Origin of the sequence: Moellerella wisconsensis ATCC 35017 (assembly GCF_001294465.1) — a bacterium.
Classification (GTDB): domain Bacteria; phylum Pseudomonadota; class Gammaproteobacteria; order Enterobacterales; family Enterobacteriaceae; genus Moellerella; species Moellerella wisconsensis.
This window is the reverse complement of sequence record NZ_LGAA01000009.1, coordinates 63,743-82,296: the sequence shown is the minus strand read 5'-3', so window position 1 is coordinate 82,296 and position 18,554 is coordinate 63,743. Positions and strand designations below refer to the sequence as shown.

Here is an 18,554-nt window from a genome sequence, read left to right as displayed (position 1 = left end):
TTTAACATAAGAATGCTTATGGGAACTTGAAAATAGGTGTCCTGATTTTATTTAGGCGACATCGATTCTGATATTTCGATCAGTTTTTTGTATTGAGGAAATCGTTCTCTAGTTACTTCTTGTTCCCCATTAGAGTAAAAAAAGGTTGCCATTGAATCTTTATTTTTCTGTTTTGGTCCAATACTGTAAGTTTTTATATTTGATTTATAATCAATAGTAATATTGATATTTTGAGCATTTTTCACTTTATAAGTCATCGTTTCATATTTTGCTATTAGCCAAAATGATTTATTGTGACCACCAATAAAATCTTCTGTAATCAATGGGAATAATGTTAATACTTCATTGATATTTCCTGTCTTTTTTTCGAACCCCCCATCAAAAACTTGAGGGGCATTATGATCAACCACAAAAGTGGCTTCCGCGCCAAAGTTTTCAGTAATTAAAGGATCTATCTTAGACGGATCTTTGAGTTTAACTTCAAACGTTATATTACTGAGTTTCCAATCGCATTTACCTCCCCCTGATTTGGGAATATTGGTTTTCATTTGATTTGACTGTCCCATTGATAGTACATAAGTGACGCGATGAAAACCAGGGACGCTATTCGACTCCATATTGGCGGTTCGTCGCGCTTTTCGGCAAATTTCAGAACGGTACATGGCGGAAATGGGTAACGCTTCCAATTCAGTGGGAACAGTGGCACTGAAATGAAGATTTTCACCACTCACTGGCGGTGAAAAGACCTCATTTTGTGCACATCCGGATAAAAAAAACAGACTGAATAGCGATGTTAGCGCAGATTTAGGACACGGAAATTTCACGGACACTCTCCCTATAGCGCAAAAGGGCGCGCTTTAATGATTCATTTTGATTGACGTTTTGCGCAAAATTTTCGTGCAACTTGCTTTCGACTAGCACGGACAACAACGGAGGAATAACTTCACGCATTGCCGTTTTCTCTGTTTCATTCCCCATCAGTGATAAAACATGCTCGCGACACTCGTAGACAACATCATCGGCAGACTAACCAAACGCACCACCTGCGACAATGTTGTATTCCAATTCGGGTGTTTTAACAATCGATAGACGATAGCCACCAAAGGTTATCGGGGGATTATAGACACCTTGGTTCAAATACAGCCCAACGGCTTTAGCAGCAAGTTGAGCACGTTCATCATCATTTTGATGAGGCTCTAATTGACCACATTTCGCAAGTGCTTGTTTAATCTGTGCGATACTCATTTTTGTAAGGGGCAACTAAAATTGGAGATTGTTTTAGGCAGTTTTTTTGTAATTTATGCTCATATTGCACTGGCAATATATTTCCCAATCTTAAATGTTTTCTTTTTTGATTATAGAACATTTATCATTTCTTTTAACACACACGAAATCGTGAGGCCGTAATTATATGTAATGAATATTTTAAGTTAATGGGCATGCCCCACAAAAATGCGGGATACAAACCATTCGGATACTATATTATTTAATATTGCTTGATTCTGATATCTCGATCAGTTTTTTGTATTCGGGTCTAACTTCTCCATAAACGATATCGCCATTGGGGTAGGTCATAAATGGTCTATTCTCATTTTTTCTACCAGTCCAAACTGAAAGCTCTTGTTTTTTATAAATTACGTTTAAATGAATGCGTTGACTCATATTAATTTTATACGTTAAAGGATCACTTTTACCTATAAGATATGATTTGAAAATATTTCCATTCATAAAATCCTTAACTAGTAGAGGAAATAGAATCAATGTTTCATTGATATCCCCTGTCTTTTTTTCGAAACCTCCATCAAAAGTCGCTGGAGCGTTATTGTCCAGCACAAAGGTGGCTTCCGCGCCAAAGTTTTCAGTAATTAAAGGATCTATCTTAGACGGATCTTTGAGTTTAACTTCAAACGTTATATTACTGAGTTTCCAATCGCATTTACCTCCCCCATATTTGGGTATATTGGCTTTCACTTGATTTAACTGCCCCGTTAACAGTGTATACGTCGCTCGATGAAAACCAGGGACGCTATTCGACTCCATATTGGCGGTTCGTCGGGCTTTTCGGCAAATTTCAGAACGGTACATAGCAGAAATGGGTAACGCTTCCAGTTCACTTGGAACAGTGGCACTGAAATGAAGATTTTCACCACTCACTGGCGGTGAAAAGACCTCACTTTGAGCGCATCCGGATAAAAAAAACAGACTGAATAGCGATGTTAGCGCTGATTTAGGACACGGAAATTTCACGGACACTCTCCCTATAGCGCAAAAGGGCGCGCTTTAATGATTCATTTTGATTGACGTTTTGCGCAAAATTTTCGTGCAACTTGCTTTCGAGTGCCATGAACGTGATATTTCGTTGCGCATTCAATTTATAGGCATCGTCATGATGGACTAACCCATCAAATCGTTGTCTTGATGTGACTTGTAGTGGGGTTTTTGTCGGCGCTAAGACACTGAGTAATTGGTTACTGATAATCGCTTGATACTTACTGCCCATGAAATGGTCAGTTGCCATCGTCATGATGGTATCTAATGTCGGGTTATTTCCTTGAGGGAAAATTTCATCGAGGATAGTGGCGTTCCCTCGGATGGATTGCACATAGGCATGCTGTTCTTTTTCCAGTCCTCGTTCTAATGCGTTAGCGAGACTCGGCACTAAATAAAACTTATAAGCCCCATTCATGCGCCAGCGTTTTTTACCCACCGTTACCCCTGTGTGGGTATATTGTATTTCCTCACCAATTTGCCGGGCTTCAAAGAAACTGACCGTCTTGCCGTGGTGGTAATAGACTTCCCCGATATCGGGAAGGACTTTTTGCAGTGGCATGGTCGGTAGCGTTGCTAATGTCCAGCTAAACCCAAAAATGGTACCCAGTAACCCATAGGCTTCAAATAACCAGTTATCCATGTTGGTATCAAAGGGAACACTGGTGACCGTATCGGCATCGTTGATGTGCCGAAAGTGGATGAGTGACAATAAGGCTTTGACACCGCTCCCTGTGAAAACGCGCGGGCTGCCATAGGTGTATAAGAGTGGATTATTGTTCCTTAATTCGGTGGCGTGCAATAACGCAAGAGCGCCGCCTAAGCTGTGTCCAGTGATAAATAATTTTTTATATGCTGATTTATTTTTAGCATCTGTAATTTTAGTTTGAAAATATTTTTCAATACACTGATACGCTTCTAAGAAGCCTTTATGAACTTTAGCTTTGTCAGCGGACAGAATATTTTTCGGGCAAGGGATCGGCCGATAAGTTCCGTCGGTGAGTGCATCTCTCGCACTGGCAGTTCCTCGCCATGCGGCAATAATTTGCGTGTCGTTTTCCACAAAAAACATTTGCGTGTCATGTTCGAATTTCTCGGGCGAGTCGACTTGAGCTATATCTAAGTAAATAGCCGGTTGATAGCGTGCACTAAATGGAACATCAGTGACAATCGCCGGATACACGGACGCGTCGTTAATTTCGGGGGCTTTGGATAAATCAAAACACTGCTGATAGAAAAACGACGTCGTGGTATCCGGTGTGCGGATAAATTCACGCATGTCTTCGATTTCATCAGGGTCAATCATGACTTCATTTTTATACACGAGCAATGACATTAACCCTAAGTTATAGGCATTAATCATATCGTACTCGGGGGTATGATTAAGGACTAAAGACCACGCTCTAAAGGGGCAAACTTCAATGACATTGCACTGATTAAAATGGTCATGACTAAAGGCGAATCCGCTAAAGTCATTGTCTTTTGGGAAATGGTAATAAGGTAACCCAAATTTTGATTGTTCCCATTGGGCGATATCTGGAGCGCGGTCACACAATTCGCCAATGACGGCGTAGTGATAATGATAGCCGTTGGATTCTGCTTGCGGTTTGACGGACGAATGCGCTTCACCACGTAATACTCGCAAGGGTCTATTTTCCATTTCATCCGTGAGTTTTTGGGCTGAAAGCGTTAATGTTGCTTGTGTTCGTGGGAGGTTTTCTTCACGAAAATATCCAGTAGTGCTTGTTGCTCCGTGTTTTATAATGCGGTCGCCCACCTTTAAGGTGTAGGGAATTTCAGATAAAGGCATGCCGCATTCGTCAAGGAGTACGCATTCAATCCAATGGCTTAGTTTGTCATTATCTTTGTCTGAAGAGGAATTCTCGTATTCGGAATAAGGTACAGACTCACTGGAAGACAACGGGGAATAACTATCAGAGATTGAAGGGATAAAACGAGATTTGCATGGACAAAAGCTAAAGCTTTCTAATGAACCCGCATGTTTCCTATCTTCAAGCCACATGCTGCTAATACCACCGAGAATACGATACATTCCTGAGTGTTTACCGCAACTGACCAAATCCCCTTCTCGAGCGCCCGCAACGCCATTGCATGCTCTGATCGCCCGTTAGAATTTGACCACCGCACGTTGTTTTATCTCCGACTCGCAAAAAATATCCGATAGCCATAAATTTACCTTAAGTTATTTTAAGGTGATTCTCCGAGTCTTTATTCATATTTGCAACTTTTTTCGTTCGGGATATCCCTTTTATGTTAAACGGGCGAGTTAGATAGACAAAACAGCCCATTCATCCGCATTAAAGCCCCTCAAATCGATTTTAAGACACGATCACCCTATCAAACCCCCAAATCCATGCTGAAAGTTTAAAACGGTTTCTGTGGCGTTTGATGGCTTGTTAATATTTCTTTTTTGGAGTGTATTTTGAATGTGTTTTGAGTATGAAGAACATGAAAATATTAGTATTTGAATATAATAGCGAGGTAATATCCCGCGAGTTTAACAGACATTAGATACCTGAATTTTAGTGAGAGATGGCCATATAGTAACCAGTAAGAGGATAGCCTGCAAAAGCAGGCTATGTAATACATCTCAGTCACTGACTATCACGTTATTAATCATAAAATATCAGCATTAAATCCCCTTCGCGGATCACTCGTGGCTGATGAGGTAATGCGGCTAATATCGTCTTCTGGCTGGCATCAATCACAATAGCAACATGGCGATAATCATTTTTAGCTAATAATTCATTCAGTTGTGATAATGAATAAAAGCGATCATTGACATCAGGATATGCTAATCCATAAGCTAACTCGCCTTTTTGGTGCAGCATAGTAATATCTGAACGTTTTAATACCCACGCTAAGCTAGTACCTAACCCTACATTATTAGTCATCAAATACTGTTTATCTGCTAACTGATACTGATATTTTTCAATGACTTGCTGAGGTGTATTATTACTGGCAATTTTTTGAGGGATAGCATAGCCCACGGTTAAACTTAGCACTAAAGTACACGCTCCCGCGAGATACCAAAAACGTTTCTTGAATGTAAACAACGCCACAATGGCCCAGAATAAGAATGAACCGACGGCTAATAATATTTTATCACTTTCTTCGGCACCATAAACTCGCCATTGTGTAAAGTAATTAGAGAGGATAATCGCGGTGGCTCCCGCTAAACCAATCAGTAAATTAATTATTCCATTTAATTTAATCAGCGTGGTTTTATGTTGGGATAAATAGCTCTCTAAATATGAAGCAATTAAAATAGAAACAGGCGCAATACACGGCAGAATATAAGTTAATAGTTTGCCTTTAGTAATACTAAAAAATATAAAGGGTAAAATAAACCAAAGAAGATAATAATAATTTATGCCTTTATTCTTAAAAGCTCTATATAACGCATTGAAAAAATACCCTAACCACGGCAATAAACCCACTAATAATATTGGAATATAAAACCAAAAAGGAGATTTATTTTGTGCATTATCCGACATAAAACGCTGAATATGCTCAACCCAGAAAAAATAATTCCAGTAATCAGGCTCTTGTTTAGCTATTAACCAAACCCAGGGTAAACAGACCAAACACGCCGAAAATAATGAGACCAAAGAAAATAAAATTACCTGTTTAAACTGCCGGTAATAAATAGCCGCAATCCCCATAATTAATGCAGGAAGTAAAAAGGCTAAAAAGCCTTTGGTCAAGAAACCGCCACCACAAGCGACCCCTAACAATAGATATGCAGCCAGCTTGTGCTTAATACTGCGTGCTGCAAGCCCCCATTGAAAGCAGAACATCATCATGGTGACAAATGCGGTAAGAATAGGATCCAGTACATTATAAGTACCAATCGTAAATACAATAAAGGTGGATAAATAAATAAATACGGCGTTATAGGCTAATCGACGATTATTCCAAGCCAACATTGCCGACAAATAAATAAATAATCCACTAATTAATGTACTAAATACCACCCCGAGGCGAACAGAAAGATTACTTTCACCGAATAACACTTGGAAAATAGCATTAATCCAGTAGCCCATTACTGGCTTCTCAAAATAACGAATATCGAGTAATTGTGGAATAACCCAATTATGGCTTGAAATTAATTCCCGGCTAATTTCAGCATAACGAAGCTCATCGGGTTGCCAAAGTAAGCGCCCATTAAGCGGTAAGAAATAAGTTAAAATGACAAAGATCAGTAATAATAACCATTTACTCCATTCAAATGTTCTTTGTTGCATACTCTCTCTAAACCCTTCTTATTTTGAAGAATAAAAATATGAAATACCGCATACGACTTGACGATGAGTGACATCAAAAGGAAACGTCGATTAAACATAAAGGCATTTTTTGCTAAGCATAACCTGATTATAAATAATAGAAATAAATTTTTGCTAAACCATAATTAATTTTAAATTAGGCTTAGCTTATTAGAACCAATAACGGCAAATATTGAGCAAATATTAACTTAATCTGTGGGTATTAATCGCATGACAATACGATATATTGAGAAATAGAGTACACCTAAACCAGCCTCAAAATAGTAATAAACAGGATTAGCCGCCTTCAGAATAAAAAGCGGCGAGAGAAATATTAGATTGTTGCATCAAGGGCTTGCTTAAGATCTTCTAAAATATCATCGATATGTTCGATACCAATCGATAGACGGATCATATCGCGTGAAACGCCAGCCTGAGCTAATTCTTGATCATTCAGTTGACGATGTGTGGTGGAAGCAGGATGACAGGCTAAAGATTTAGCATCACCGATATTAACTAATCGTACGATTAATTTTAGCGCATCAATAAATCGACTTCCCGCGGCTACACCACCTTTAATTCCAAACGACATGATTGATGCAGGTTTGCCACCCATGTATTTCATCGCCAATGCATGCTCAGGATGATTTGGCAGTCCCGCATATTTAACCCACGAAACTTGTGGATGTGTTCCCAAAAATTCGGCGACTTTTCGCGCATTTTCAGTATGACGTTCCATCCGCAAGGCTAAAGTTTCTAATCCTTGGAGAATTAAAAACGCATTAAACGGCGATAACGCCGCACCTGTTCCGCGTAAGGGCGCTACTCGGCAACGAGCAATAAATGCCGCCGCGCCAAAATGTTCGGTATAACTCACACCGTGATACGAAATATCAGGCTCGTTTAAAATAGCAAAACGCTGTTTATGCTGCGCCCATGGGAATTTACCCGAATCAACGACCATGCCACCAATAGAGGTTCCATGACCGCCTATATATTTGGTTAATGAATGCACCACGATATCTGCGCCAAATTCAAATGGACGGCATAAGCATGGCGTCGCCACGGTATTATCAACAATCAACGGAACACCATGGCGATGAGCAGCTTCGGCGAGGGCTTGAATATCCACAATAAAACCGGCTGGATTAGTGATTGATTCACAAAAAACTGCTTTAGTTTTATCATCGATTAAAGCTTCTAACGCCGCGATATCATCATGTTCAGCAAAGCGTGTTTCAATACCAAAACGTGGCAGGGTATGCGCCAATAAGTTGTAGGTTCCACCGTATAATTTAGCCACAGAAACAATATTATCACCCGCTTGAGCAACAGTTTGAATAGCATAGGTAATTGCTGCCATGCCCGAAGCTACCGCTAATCCAGCAATTCCGCCTTCGAGTGCAGCGACGCGTTTCTCCAGTACATCATTGGTGGGATTCATAATACGAGAATAAATATTGCCAGCTACTTTTAAATCAAATAAATCAGCCCCGTGCTGGGTATCATCAAATGCATACGAGGTGGTCTGATAAATCGGGACGGCAACAGCTTTAGTGGTCGGGTCTGGCGAATAACCTGCATGAATAGAGAGTGTTTCTAATTTCATTACGATGTCCTTTAATTACCCATATTCGTTATTTTTATTGATAATATTTATGCTGTTCTCAGAGACTAAAATTAAAGAAAATAAGCGAATAAACCGGAAAAGTGCAGTTTAAATAATTATTTTTTCATTAATAAATAGCTACATGAATAGCTAAATAAATAGCTAAATAAATAGCTAAATAAATAGCTAAATAAATAGCCAGATGATTTTTCAATCAGTCAAATAGCTAATCGAAGAGAATAGAATCTAAGATAAGCCGGTTAATTGATATTACCGGAGACTGTCTGGGGCGCAATCCTAAAACATGTTGAAATTATTTCACTTTAAATTGATGTCATATTTATAATATCAACGTTGCCGCTTATTTTTAGCCCGCTAGGCTATTTCCTCCCCCTGACTAAAAAATTAACCATTAACCATTAGCCATTAACAATATTTATCCTCGCTGGGGATAACATTTAGCGCAAAAAAAGAACAGCCTATAAATAGACTGTTCTTTTTTGTACTGTTCTTTGTTGTACTGTTATTTTTACTGTTATTTTTACTGTCGTTTCTACTGTTGTTTCTACATATCAGTAGATTATAACGCTATTGGTACTAATATTTCCGTCGCGATAATCACTACCACCAGCCCAACTAAAACAGGCACCGACGTTCTTTTCACCACTTCAAACGGGGAAATTTTAGCCATACCAGATACCGCAACCACCACACCAGACACCGGCGACATAGTACGTCCAAGATTGGAAGCTTGTAGCATAGGGATGACTAAATAAGCCGGATTAATATTCATTTGGGTAGCTAAACGCGGGATTAATTCGACAAAAGCATAAAATGGTGCATTGCCTGAGCCCGTAGTCATCGCGGCCAGCATAGTAATAATAACCAATGCAATCATCATTACGATAGCGCCGGAGCCAAATGACTGAGCCATATCAATCAGGCCGCTAATAAAGCCCACGGTACTTAATCCTTGGGCAAAAACTCCAGCAGCCACCAATAATATGACCACGGTAGCAAATGCATCCGCCATGCCGCGGTAACAGACATCTAAGCCGCCATAAACGTGCTTAGCACTGAAACTCCGCACAAATTCTATTAATGCCGTCAGAATAATGCACCCAATGATAATAGTGACAATATGCAGTTCAGGCGCCCATTTACCATCAAAAACTAATACACCAATAATGGGGGTAAAAGGTAAAATGGCATAAAATTTAGGTGCATTAGTTGTTATATCTTTAACATCCAGCATTTCTGTTTCGATATGCTCGCGTCTATCCAGAAAGCGCTGCCAAAAGAAATGGGCGATCGCCATTGCGATAATCGCTACGATAGATATCGGTAACGTGGTCTTAAAGGCAAAATCAATCAGTGGCATTTTAGAGGCTTCGGCCGCAAGGATAACGTCCCCAGACGTCGGGGCTAAAATGATCGCCGCCGGTGAAGCACATATTGCCGCCGCCGCGCCGCGGCTAATGCCCACATTCACCATAATTGGGAATAAGGTGGCCATTAATAACACGCCTAACCCTGTCGCGGATGAAACCGCTAATGACATCAAACAAGCGATAATATAAGCCGCAATCATCAAAATGTACGGTGAGTTGATCATTCTTAGCGGTTTTGAAGCGATTTTAACCACTACATCATTGGCGCCTATATGGGTCATGTAAGATGCAAAACCACATAGCACCATGATCATCATTCCGAGATCGCCGCCTCGGCTCATCAATAAGAACTTGATGTATTCTAAGATATCAGTCGCTTTCCAGCCTGTCGCGGCGGCTTTGGCCGGTAAAATATCTTTGCCAAGAAACGCACTGATAATTAATAACAAAATCCCACCGGTCATCAATACACCGGTAGCCGAATAGCCTTTAATGATGTATCGCCCAACCCCTATCGCGACAATCACGCCTATTAATAGATCGATCATTCCTGTCTCCTGCCCATAAATTTTTTATAATAAATAAATTGGTACTTAATGTGCCTAATAAATCAATTGCGCTTAATGATATTGATCATATCCGCGGTGTGTTGCTGCGGTAAATCACTAAATAGGTCATTCAATCCGATTATCCTATAAATTAATTTAACTTAATTTAGTTTTAGTCCGTTTGCTAAGGTTAGGCTATGTGCATATTACATGCATATAAAGACAGGTTTTTTAAATATAATTTATTGATAAGTAATGTAAAATAGACAATGGTAAATAGATAGTCCGTTAGACATAACGGGTTGGGAAATAAGGCATGAAAAATAACGCGATTAAACCTATAAAAAAACTCTCTTCAGCCACATAATGCTAACTAAAGAGAGCTAATATGAAAACACAATCTATCAATAATTAGATAAATGACGAATTAAAAGAAGTATTTAAAGCGTGCACGCACTCCGTAGCGGTCATCATCTCGGCCAGAAACCATATCTTTCTGATCGGCATCAATTTTCGAGTAATATCCGCCCAGATAAATTTTATAGTTATCCAAATCTAGGATTTTAGGAATTTCATACGAAACAAACACGGTATGCAGATCATATTTGCCAGGAACCGCATTCAGCGATGAGTTATCGCTATTAAGTACATCGGTATTAAATGTACGGATATCATTATGCGCGTAAATATAACCTAACTGTGCTTTACGCCATAAAATATTTCCTCCCGCAGTGAAATCTTTTTCACCGGTGGCATCCATATATGCTGTACTCAAGGTCGCAACTATACCGTTTTCAGGATCGTTCTCCAACGTGTCCCATGCCAAGGTTAAACCATAACCATTACGCTTGGACATATCTTTCCATTTGCCTTCGCCATTATTTCCATAAGCGCCATAGGCATTATTGATGACTTGTGATTCCATACCCGCCGCCACTTTAAAGCTGTCTTGTTGCCATGCAATAACTGGACGCATATAAATGACATTTTTCTTATTTTTCAAATCATAGCCATGATAAGTTGTATCACCGCCAAATAGCGACGTCCCTTCTTCAACTAACGCATTTAACTCAAAATACCAATTATCAAGCGATTTAGTAATCTGAACGCTCCCGCCGTCACCAGAACGACCGCGGCCTTCTTTCATCATATAAATATAACCGAAGCCATCCTCATACAAATCGTTTGAGGTATTCCCGGAATATTCAACAAACGTATCTTGGCCTAATGGGAACATGTCATAGGCTTCATAGCGGCCTAATTTAACTTCCCAGTTATCTTTTTGACCAAAATAAAAGGCGGCATCATCAAGATTCATTGAACCGGATAAATCGGCTAATGGCTGAACGGTAAAGCCGGCATAATTACCGTTATGTAATTCACGCTCACCATCTAAACCAATCAAAATGCGCCCATTAATATCCCAATTATCACTTTTTCCAGCGTCAGAATTTTTACCTAATGCCGTTCTAACCGAGCTAATTTGACCCTGTTTACTAGCGCCGTCCATATTAAACTCAACATCACCGTATAATTTTAGTTCGCCAAGTTTATCGTCATGCAGCACCATGCCTTGCGCGGGCTGTTGATCGTGACTTGCCAATACAGGGGCAGAAGCGGCGACGGTCGCAGGAGCCGCAGGGGCAGGCGCGGCCATCATCATCTGCTCTAATCGCTGGGCTTTCTGCTCTGCGGCCGTTGCACGAGCCTCGGCCTGAGCGGCGCGCTGCTCTAATACTTGCAATCTAGCTTCAATACGACTTAAATCGGTATCTGCAGTTGCAGACATAGATAACGCAGCCAGTACACTCCCGGCTACCATAGTTAAACCAATCGCCTTCATGATACGTCCCTATGTTTAATTACATATATATCAAATTATTATGATGCCATAATGTTATGATGCCATAGCATCATGCGATTATAACCAGTAGACTCAGACTCGTCGGATACATGCTTTTATTTGTTCCAATAGAGAAATCAGCCGTACATATAAAAGCATGTTAACGATAACAGCACTAAAAGCCAAAGGCAGATTAGCCTATTTTTAATGCTTTTCAAGATAAAAAATTACAATTTTTGACAAAGCTTACAAACTTACGCATTATTTCTTAGGCAGGATAACTAATTATTAATATTAAAATAATATAGATATATAGATTAATAATTCTTGGAGGGATTTATAACATAAACATGTTTATACAAAATAATGACGATCACTATTTTAGGGTGTAAGGTACAAACCTACTTATTGGCAAAAAATTGCCTCTCGTATGGGTAATATAGATATAAATAAAGTAAAACATCAATTTTAGATAATAGAATACAGACAAAATTGATGTTTTATCTGCTGAGTTAATCCGCTGAATTAGCATTAAATTGTTCAAAAATCATATCACCAGAAAATCCCTTATACTGCAAATAACGGATCTGTTTAGCTTTCTCTTTAAAATCTTTAGGGATATCAGTTCCAAATTTCTTGATACGGCTTTCTTCTGCAAGCGCAAACCAGTCGATATCACAATGCAGAAAAACATGATCAATCAACTCTGCCGCAAACCCTTTTTGGCGTAAAGTTTGTTTGATACGGTTGGGCCCATAAGGCTTACGGGCATAACTGCGTAAATACACCTCGATAACGCGCTGATCATCCAGATAATTTAATTCCATTAGGCGCTGAATCACATTATCAATAATTAGATCGTCAACTTTACCGTCATTTTTTTCATAAACACGTTGCCTGATCCGGGTACGTAATTCGCCGGTCGCATAATCACGCCGAGAAAGTAAAAATAATGCATATTGATAAAGCTCGTTTTCTTTCATGACAACACTCTGTAGATATCCATATTGATCACCATAACAGCTAACCCCCTATCAAAGTAGCCGGTACTGTCTTAGCAATTCAATAATGCCGTTAACTAAGTTATATTACGAGAATTAAAATGACATCATATTAATAACGTAATTCGAGGTAATAAATATGTCTGACTTGACTGAGAAACAGAAAGAATTTGTTGATGATTTGGCTATGCAGCAAGTGAATTCCATGAATAACGATGATGTGTTTATTCATGCCGTCGAACAAAAAGTCAATGAGATGGAAACCCATGTAAAAGAATATTTTCATCAGCGACTGCACTTTCATCGACAAAATAAAAATAATTCATCAACAAAATAAAAAATAATCTATCTACCCGAGATTATTCAATAATGGGGACTGGCTCCCCATTATTTCAGCCTAACCACATTCCTTTTACACGGCAAAAATCGACTCCAACTATCTCGCGATAAAAAACAGTCCCTAAATCAATTAAATAAATAGGCACAACAAAAATACAAGCCACGATCTTTATTGGATTATCTTATATCGCTAAAGTTGCATAAATTATAAAAAATAGTAGGTTAAATAAAAATAAAATCATATAACTGATTAAAAAAAACGCATATTAACCACTTTATAGCTGGGGTTACCTGCCTAATAACTCACCAAATTTACCTTAAGTCACCATGGTAACGCCTGAAATAATCAAATAAAAATAATAAGTTTAATTAAGTTATTATATACACATAAAAATAAACAACTAATTTTTAACATAATTAAAGTTAATTTACATAGATAATAAAATTATACAGAAGTTTACCTTAAGCGAGAGGGATAAAAGTAGCTCAGAAAAATTTTATCTGCTACCATTCGCTCGATTTTTGTTCAGAGCAACCGAGGAGAAGCTATGCCCTCTCGAACGATGGGGACAAATGCCGTCTTCGCTTTCTTGATTTTACTGTTTTTTGCGGGAGCCAGTTATGGCTCAACCAGCACAAGTACACGATTAACTAAAGAGTATTCGACGAAAACCACAGTGGCACAAACTGCCTTGCCGGATTTACGACAATACCCATCAGGTACACCGCGTAAGAAAGCGTTTTTAAAAGCTATTGTTCCCGTGATTGAAATGGTCAATCGCGAAATTATGCAAGATCGTAATTGGTTACTTTCCGTGCGTAAGAATAAAAAATGGAGTGCTCGAGAGCTAAAGCGCTTAGCGCAAGTGTGCCAAAGCTACGGACTCACGTGTCATTCCCCAAAAAAGATCAATTGGAATAAACTGTTAAGCCGTGTAGATATCATGCCCACTCATTTTGTCGTCACACAGGCAGCGACAGAATCAGGTTGGGGAACCTCTAAATTAGCAATACAAAATAATAACTTGTTTGGTATGCGTTGCGGTCGCGGTTGTAAAGCTACCCCGGGCAAACTAAAAGGTTATTCGGCTTACGGATCAGTGTATGAATCTGTCTCAGCCTATATGAAAAACATGAACACCCATAATGCCTACGAGTCACTGAGAACATCGAGAGCAAAACAGCGAGAAACATTAGATTCTTTGGATACTGAAAAATTAATCCGCGATCTAAAAGGTTATTCTCAATTAGGTACATCTTATAATCGCTACTTACAAGAAATCTATTCGAGTAACGAAAAATTGATTACACAAGCACAAAAAATTGCATTAAATCGCATTTAACCGCCAAAATATCCGCGGAAATCTGATTAGAAATCCACTTTGAGAAATTAAAGTGGATTTTTTCTTTTACCTTATTGCAACTATGTTGATTATTCATAATATGGTGGAAACTTTTTAGTACGATGCTCAACAACCAGAGTCTGATATGAATTTTTTCTCTTTTGAGTTTCTTGGCTGTTTTCTGATCTTCTTTCTACTGTATTGGGGATGCCAACCCAGTGCCAAATTACAAAATGGCCTGTTAATTACCGCCAGCTATTTTTTTGTTTATTCCTTTAGCCCTGACTATGCATATATTTTATTCGGCTATACACTATTTATTTATATTTTAACTCATTGGCTCACTGATAGATTACCCACAAAATGGATTTATACATTACTAGCCATCGCTATTATCGGCTGTTTTACTGTTTTTAAATATTATTCATTCTTTCAGGAAACGCTATTACAGACACTGACCAAATTTGGTTTAAGCGTAGAGCTGCCAGTCATCGACCTGCTGGCTCCGTTAGGATTGTCATTTTATGCTTTTCATTCAGTAAGCTATGTTGTTTCGGTCTGCCGTAAAGAAATGCCCAAGGCCGACTTTTTTGATGTCGTTCTCTATTTGAGTTTTTTCCCTAGTATTGTGGCTGGGCCGATTAATCGCGCCAAAGTTTTTATTCCTCAAATACAGGTCGAAACCCGCACTATTTTAACGGCTCGCAAAGCGATTTTATTCATCACACTAGCAATCACTAAATTATTTCTATTTAGCTCGTGGTTATCGGATAATTTTGTTACGCCAGTATTTGATGCCCCCTCCAGTTTTAATGCGGGAGAGATAATTGTCGCCGTTTATGCATATGCATGGCACATCTATTTTAATTTCTCCGGGTATACCAATCTCGTCACCGGTATCGCCTTATTATTGGGCTTTAAAGTACCAATCAATTTTAATGCGCCTTATATGGCTTCCAGTTTGAAAGATTTTTGGGGGCGCTGGCATATTAGTTTATCGACCTTTATTCGCGATTATATTTATATTCCGTTAGGTGGGAGTCGCAAAGGATTTTCCCGAACAAATATCAATCTATTACTAGCCATGGTTATTTCCGGATTATGGCACGGCGCAGCGATGACTTTTATTATTTGGGGAGCTATCCACGGATTAGGCATGGTATTGCTGAATATTAAGCATTTCTGTCTGAATAAGCTCAAACTGACTGGGCGGTTTATTTCTCCCTCGATATCTGTAATAACTTCACGCGTCATCACTTTTCATTTTGTTTGCTTCGCGTGGATTTTCTTCCGTAGCCAAACCTCTGACGATGCATTAATGTTATTACGCCAGATTGGGGCACCGGGTTTCCTTGAGGCGTTAAGCACAAGTATCGTGGCGCTGAGTGGATTCTGGTTACTGTTTATTGGCTATCCCTATTGCGTTCGCGGCTATCATTTTATCGCTAAATATCATCAAAAAGTGGCGTGGTACTTCTACCCTGTTCCTTTAGCCCTTATCTTGACTATCGTCTTTATGTTATCTCCCTCTGGAATGCCAGGATTCATTTATGCCAATTTCTGAGACAACGTCTGAGTTTTCTAAAAACTGTATAAAAGCCGGACAAATACTGGTTATTGTTGTCATCGCGGGGCTATTGCTTATCTGGTTGAACCAAAGTTCATTAGAACGTTTTTGGCAACAACAATATCACCGTAGTGCGCCTTGGATCAGCTTATCCGGTCATCCCGTCTGGGATTATGGCGCCTACTTGCAAGAGGGCGCATTAGCCGCAGGTGAGGCTTTTGTCTATCATGCTTCAGGGCAACAAGCCGTCGATCAAAAACAACAAGATCAAATAGCCGAAACCGCAACGCATCAATCATTTACCTTTCCTGCGGCCTTTATCACTGGGTTACACTTTATTAATGGCTATACACGCCCGGCAACCAGCCTATCGTTAACCTTTCCTGAATTGCTTAATCGAAAAACCTCATTACCCGCAACAAATATTTTGCTTACCGACAGCCCCGCACACACACGGCCGATTGAACCAAAAACACAGGTAGTATTGGCCCCGGGAGATAAAGTCCTGTTTGCTGGGGATTCGATGATGCAGGGTGTGGCACCACATTTAAAGCGCATTCTATTTAAAAACTACGGTATTGATAGCCTGAACCTCAGCAAACAAAGTACAGGGCTGGCTTATCCGCGTTTTTTCAATTGGCCACAAACCATTAATGATGCCTTAGAAAACAATCCAGATATTCGATTATTAGTCATATTTTTGGGCCCCAATGACCCGTGGGATATGCCGCCAGACACCGGCGGCAAATATGTCAAATTTAAAAGTGAAGCTTGGGAGTTAATGTATAGGCAACGCATTAATGCTATTCTATCGACTGCTCGCCTGCATAATGTAGATGTTATCTGGATTGGCCCACCGAATATGAAGAAAAACTCTCTCTCTGAGGGAATGAAATATCTGCGTGCATTGTATCAATCTGAAGTTGAACAAAACGGCGATATCTATCTCTCGACAAATGATATATTCAAATACCAAGATGATTCATATTCAGACTACTTTGGTGATGGCAGCAGCCAAATCAAATTACGCAGTGGCGATGGCATCCATTTCAGTTTGAAAGGGCAACAAGCCATTTCAGACCAAGTCTTCTCATTCATCAAATTTAAACCGCAAGCTGAAGGATCCAATGAAACTGAACAGACAGCCTCGCACTAAATACCGTCTAGGGGCAGCAGTGATTATTTCTGTTATGTCTCTGGGGTTACTTTCTTGCCAGAAAGAGCGCATTAATACCCCTATTCTGCCTGAAAAAACAGTCCACGGTGATAAAAATCAGCAACTGATCAACTACGCTGAACCCAATTTACGCCGGCTCGCCACTAAGCTACATCAAGGCCATCAGCAAGTTCATATTGTACAAATCGGCGATTCACATACCGCCGCTGATTTTTTTAGCGGAACATTAAGAACGCTGTTTCAGCAACGTTATGGCAATGCCGGCCCCGGTTTTGTGCCCCCGGTGTCTATCCCTGGGCAACGCACTGCCACCATTAATCGCATCACCGCCGATAAAAAATGGACCCTATTTACCAGCCGTAAAGACAATCGCAGTGATTATCCCCTCGGAGGATCGGTTGCTCAGCCCCGCACCAAGAACGCTGAAGTTCAGCTCAAAGAGTTTAAACCGACCGGTGATCGCTATCAATTACAAGCTCTTTATCAATCACCACTAAACGCGAAGCTAAGCGTACAACCTTCCCCTAATGGCGCGGTTTCTTTACCGGCCACTGGCGCTGAGTGGCGTTTTTCTGCCCCTGTAAGTACTCAACTCCCTGCAATGGCTACGTTTTCTCAATATAATGAGATTAAACTGGGTGGATGGTTTATCAAATCCCAACATCCCGGCGTCATTTTATCCGCCTTAGGCATTAATGGGGCCACCATTAATATGCTGGATAAATGGCAAACCGGCTGGGAACAAACCTTAGCGCAATTATCCCCCGACATGGTGATTTTAGCCTATGGTACCAATGAAGCGTTTAACGATAATTTAGAGATCAGTGCCTATCGTCAAGGACTGAAAGATAAAATCCGTTTAATTCGCCAACAAATGCCTAACGCAGTGATTTTATTAGTCGGTCCCAATGATTCACTGAAGTTTAAAACCGCCAACGGCTGCGCCGCCCAGCAACCGGTACATCTTAATAATGTGATTGCCGCACAAAAAGCCGTCGCCAGTGAAGAACGGACATTATTTTGGGATTGGCGCGAATTTATGGGCGGATCATGCTCGATTAAAACCTGGTCAGCCCAAGAGTTAGCCCGTCCGGATGGGGTTCATTTATCCGCCTCTGGATATGAAAAAAGTGCCCAAGCGCTTTATTCTCAATTAAATCAATTATTACGCTGAGTTAACCC

Annotated in this window: 14 protein-coding genes; 5 read left to right on the top strand and 9 right to left on the bottom strand. The window is 39.9% G+C overall.

What is annotated here, in order from left to right; translation table 11 throughout:
• Positions 1-47: 47 nt before the first annotated feature.
• From M992_RS04585 to M992_RS04545, 9 genes are all read right to left on the bottom strand, one after another.
• A complete protein-coding gene (locus M992_RS04585; protein ID WP_053907513.1) occupies positions 48-824 on the bottom strand; it encodes a hypothetical protein in 777 nt (258 codons plus the stop codon).
• 202 nt (positions 825-1,026) lie between these two features.
• Complete coding sequence (locus M992_RS04580; protein WP_053907512.1) at positions 1,027-1,245, bottom strand: hypothetical protein; 219 nt, start codon at positions 1,243-1,245, stop codon at positions 1,027-1,029.
• Between the two features lie 237 nt (positions 1,246-1,482).
• Positions 1,483-2,247 (bottom strand): hypothetical protein, encoded by a 765-nt coding sequence (locus M992_RS04575; RefSeq protein ID WP_053907511.1) that lies wholly within the window; start codon positions 2,245-2,247, stop codon positions 1,483-1,485.
• Complete coding sequence (locus M992_RS04570) at positions 2,228-4,321, bottom strand: lipase family protein (protein ID WP_390892477.1); 2,094 nt, start codon at positions 4,319-4,321, stop codon at positions 2,228-2,230. Before M992_RS04570 ends, M992_RS04575 begins: the two co-directional genes overlap by 20 nt.
• Before the next feature lie 580 nt (positions 4,322-4,901).
• The gene (arnT, locus tag M992_RS04565; RefSeq protein ID WP_053907510.1) at positions 4,902-6,536 is read right to left on the bottom strand and encodes a lipid IV(A) 4-amino-4-deoxy-L-arabinosyltransferase; all 1,635 of its coding nucleotides are present in this window, start codon (positions 6,534-6,536) and stop codon (positions 4,902-4,904) included.
• A 352-nt stretch (positions 6,537-6,888) separates the two neighbouring features.
• On the bottom strand, positions 6,889-8,163 hold the full coding sequence (locus M992_RS04560; RefSeq protein WP_053907509.1) for a bifunctional O-acetylhomoserine aminocarboxypropyltransferase/cysteine synthase: 1,275 nt from the start codon (positions 8,161-8,163) through the stop codon (positions 6,889-6,891).
• A 580-nt stretch (positions 8,164-8,743) separates the two neighbouring features.
• Positions 8,744-10,102 carry an anaerobic C4-dicarboxylate transporter DcuC gene (gene dcuC / locus M992_RS04555; RefSeq protein WP_053907508.1) on the bottom strand — a complete coding sequence of 453 codons (1,359 nt, stop codon included), beginning with the start codon at positions 10,100-10,102 and terminating at the stop codon, positions 8,744-8,746.
• Between the two features lie 427 nt (positions 10,103-10,529).
• Positions 10,530-11,945 (bottom strand): carbohydrate porin, encoded by a 1,416-nt coding sequence (locus M992_RS04550; protein ID WP_053907507.1) that lies wholly within the window; start codon positions 11,943-11,945, stop codon positions 10,530-10,532.
• A gap of 512 nt (positions 11,946-12,457) precedes the next feature.
• Entirely contained in the window at positions 12,458-12,928 is a 471-nt protein-coding gene (locus M992_RS04545) for a regulatory protein RecX (protein WP_047256550.1), read from the bottom strand.
• Between the two features lie 157 nt (positions 12,929-13,085).
• Between M992_RS04545 and M992_RS04540 the strand changes: the two genes are divergently transcribed.
• From M992_RS04540 to M992_RS04520, 5 genes are all read left to right on the top strand, one after another.
• Positions 13,086-13,283 carry a hypothetical protein gene (locus M992_RS04540; protein ID WP_053907506.1) on the top strand — a complete coding sequence of 66 codons (198 nt, stop codon included), beginning with the start codon at positions 13,086-13,088 and terminating at the stop codon, positions 13,281-13,283.
• 550 nt (positions 13,284-13,833) lie between these two features.
• Positions 13,834-14,628, top strand: coding sequence for a protein bax (locus M992_RS04535; RefSeq protein WP_053907505.1), 795 nt, complete (start codon positions 13,834-13,836; stop codon positions 14,626-14,628).
• 145 nt (positions 14,629-14,773) lie between these two features.
• On the top strand, positions 14,774-16,192 hold the full coding sequence (locus M992_RS04530) for an MBOAT family O-acyltransferase (RefSeq protein ID WP_053907504.1): 1,419 nt from the start codon (positions 14,774-14,776) through the stop codon (positions 16,190-16,192).
• The gene (locus tag M992_RS04525; protein ID WP_053907503.1) at positions 16,179-17,351 is read left to right on the top strand and encodes an SGNH/GDSL hydrolase family protein; all 1,173 of its coding nucleotides are present in this window, start codon (positions 16,179-16,181) and stop codon (positions 17,349-17,351) included. Before M992_RS04530 ends, M992_RS04525 begins: the two co-directional genes overlap by 14 nt.
• Positions 17,323-18,546 (top strand): SGNH/GDSL hydrolase family protein, encoded by a 1,224-nt coding sequence (locus tag M992_RS04520; RefSeq protein ID WP_053907502.1) that lies wholly within the window; start codon positions 17,323-17,325, stop codon positions 18,544-18,546. Before M992_RS04525 ends, M992_RS04520 begins: the two co-directional genes overlap by 29 nt.
• The last annotated feature ends 8 nt before the right edge of the window (positions 18,547-18,554 follow it).

Bases quoted from the DNA above. Each gene is read 5' to 3' on its own strand.
- M992_RS04570 (WP_390892477.1), bottom strand. From the start codon at position 4,321: ATGTATCGTATTCTCGGTGGTATTAGCAGCATGTGGCTTGAAGATAGG.
- M992_RS04545 (WP_047256550.1), bottom strand. From the start codon at position 12,928: ATGAAAGAAAACGAGCTTTATCAATATGCATTATTTTTACTTTCTCGG.
- arnT (WP_053907510.1), bottom strand. From the start codon at position 6,536: ATGCAACAAAGAACATTTGAATGGAGTAAATGGTTATTATTACTGATC.
- M992_RS04540 (WP_053907506.1), top strand. From the start codon at position 13,086: ATGTCTGACTTGACTGAGAAACAGAAAGAATTTGTTGATGATTTGGCT.
- M992_RS04560 (WP_053907509.1), bottom strand. From the start codon at position 8,163: ATGAAATTAGAAACACTCTCTATTCATGCAGGTTATTCGCCAGACCCG.
- M992_RS04530 (WP_053907504.1), top strand. From the start codon at position 14,774: ATGAATTTTTTCTCTTTTGAGTTTCTTGGCTGTTTTCTGATCTTCTTT.
- M992_RS04580 (WP_053907512.1), bottom strand. From the start codon at position 1,245: ATGAGTATCGCACAGATTAAACAAGCACTTGCGAAATGTGGTCAATTA.
- dcuC (WP_053907508.1), bottom strand. From the start codon at position 10,102: ATGATCGATCTATTAATAGGCGTGATTGTCGCGATAGGGGTTGGGCGA.
- M992_RS04535 (WP_053907505.1), top strand. From the start codon at position 13,834: ATGCCCTCTCGAACGATGGGGACAAATGCCGTCTTCGCTTTCTTGATT.
- M992_RS04525 (WP_053907503.1), top strand. From the start codon at position 16,179: ATGCCAATTTCTGAGACAACGTCTGAGTTTTCTAAAAACTGTATAAAA.
- M992_RS04550 (WP_053907507.1), bottom strand. From the start codon at position 11,945: ATGAAGGCGATTGGTTTAACTATGGTAGCCGGGAGTGTACTGGCTGCG.
- M992_RS04520 (WP_053907502.1), top strand. From the start codon at position 17,323: ATGAAACTGAACAGACAGCCTCGCACTAAATACCGTCTAGGGGCAGCA.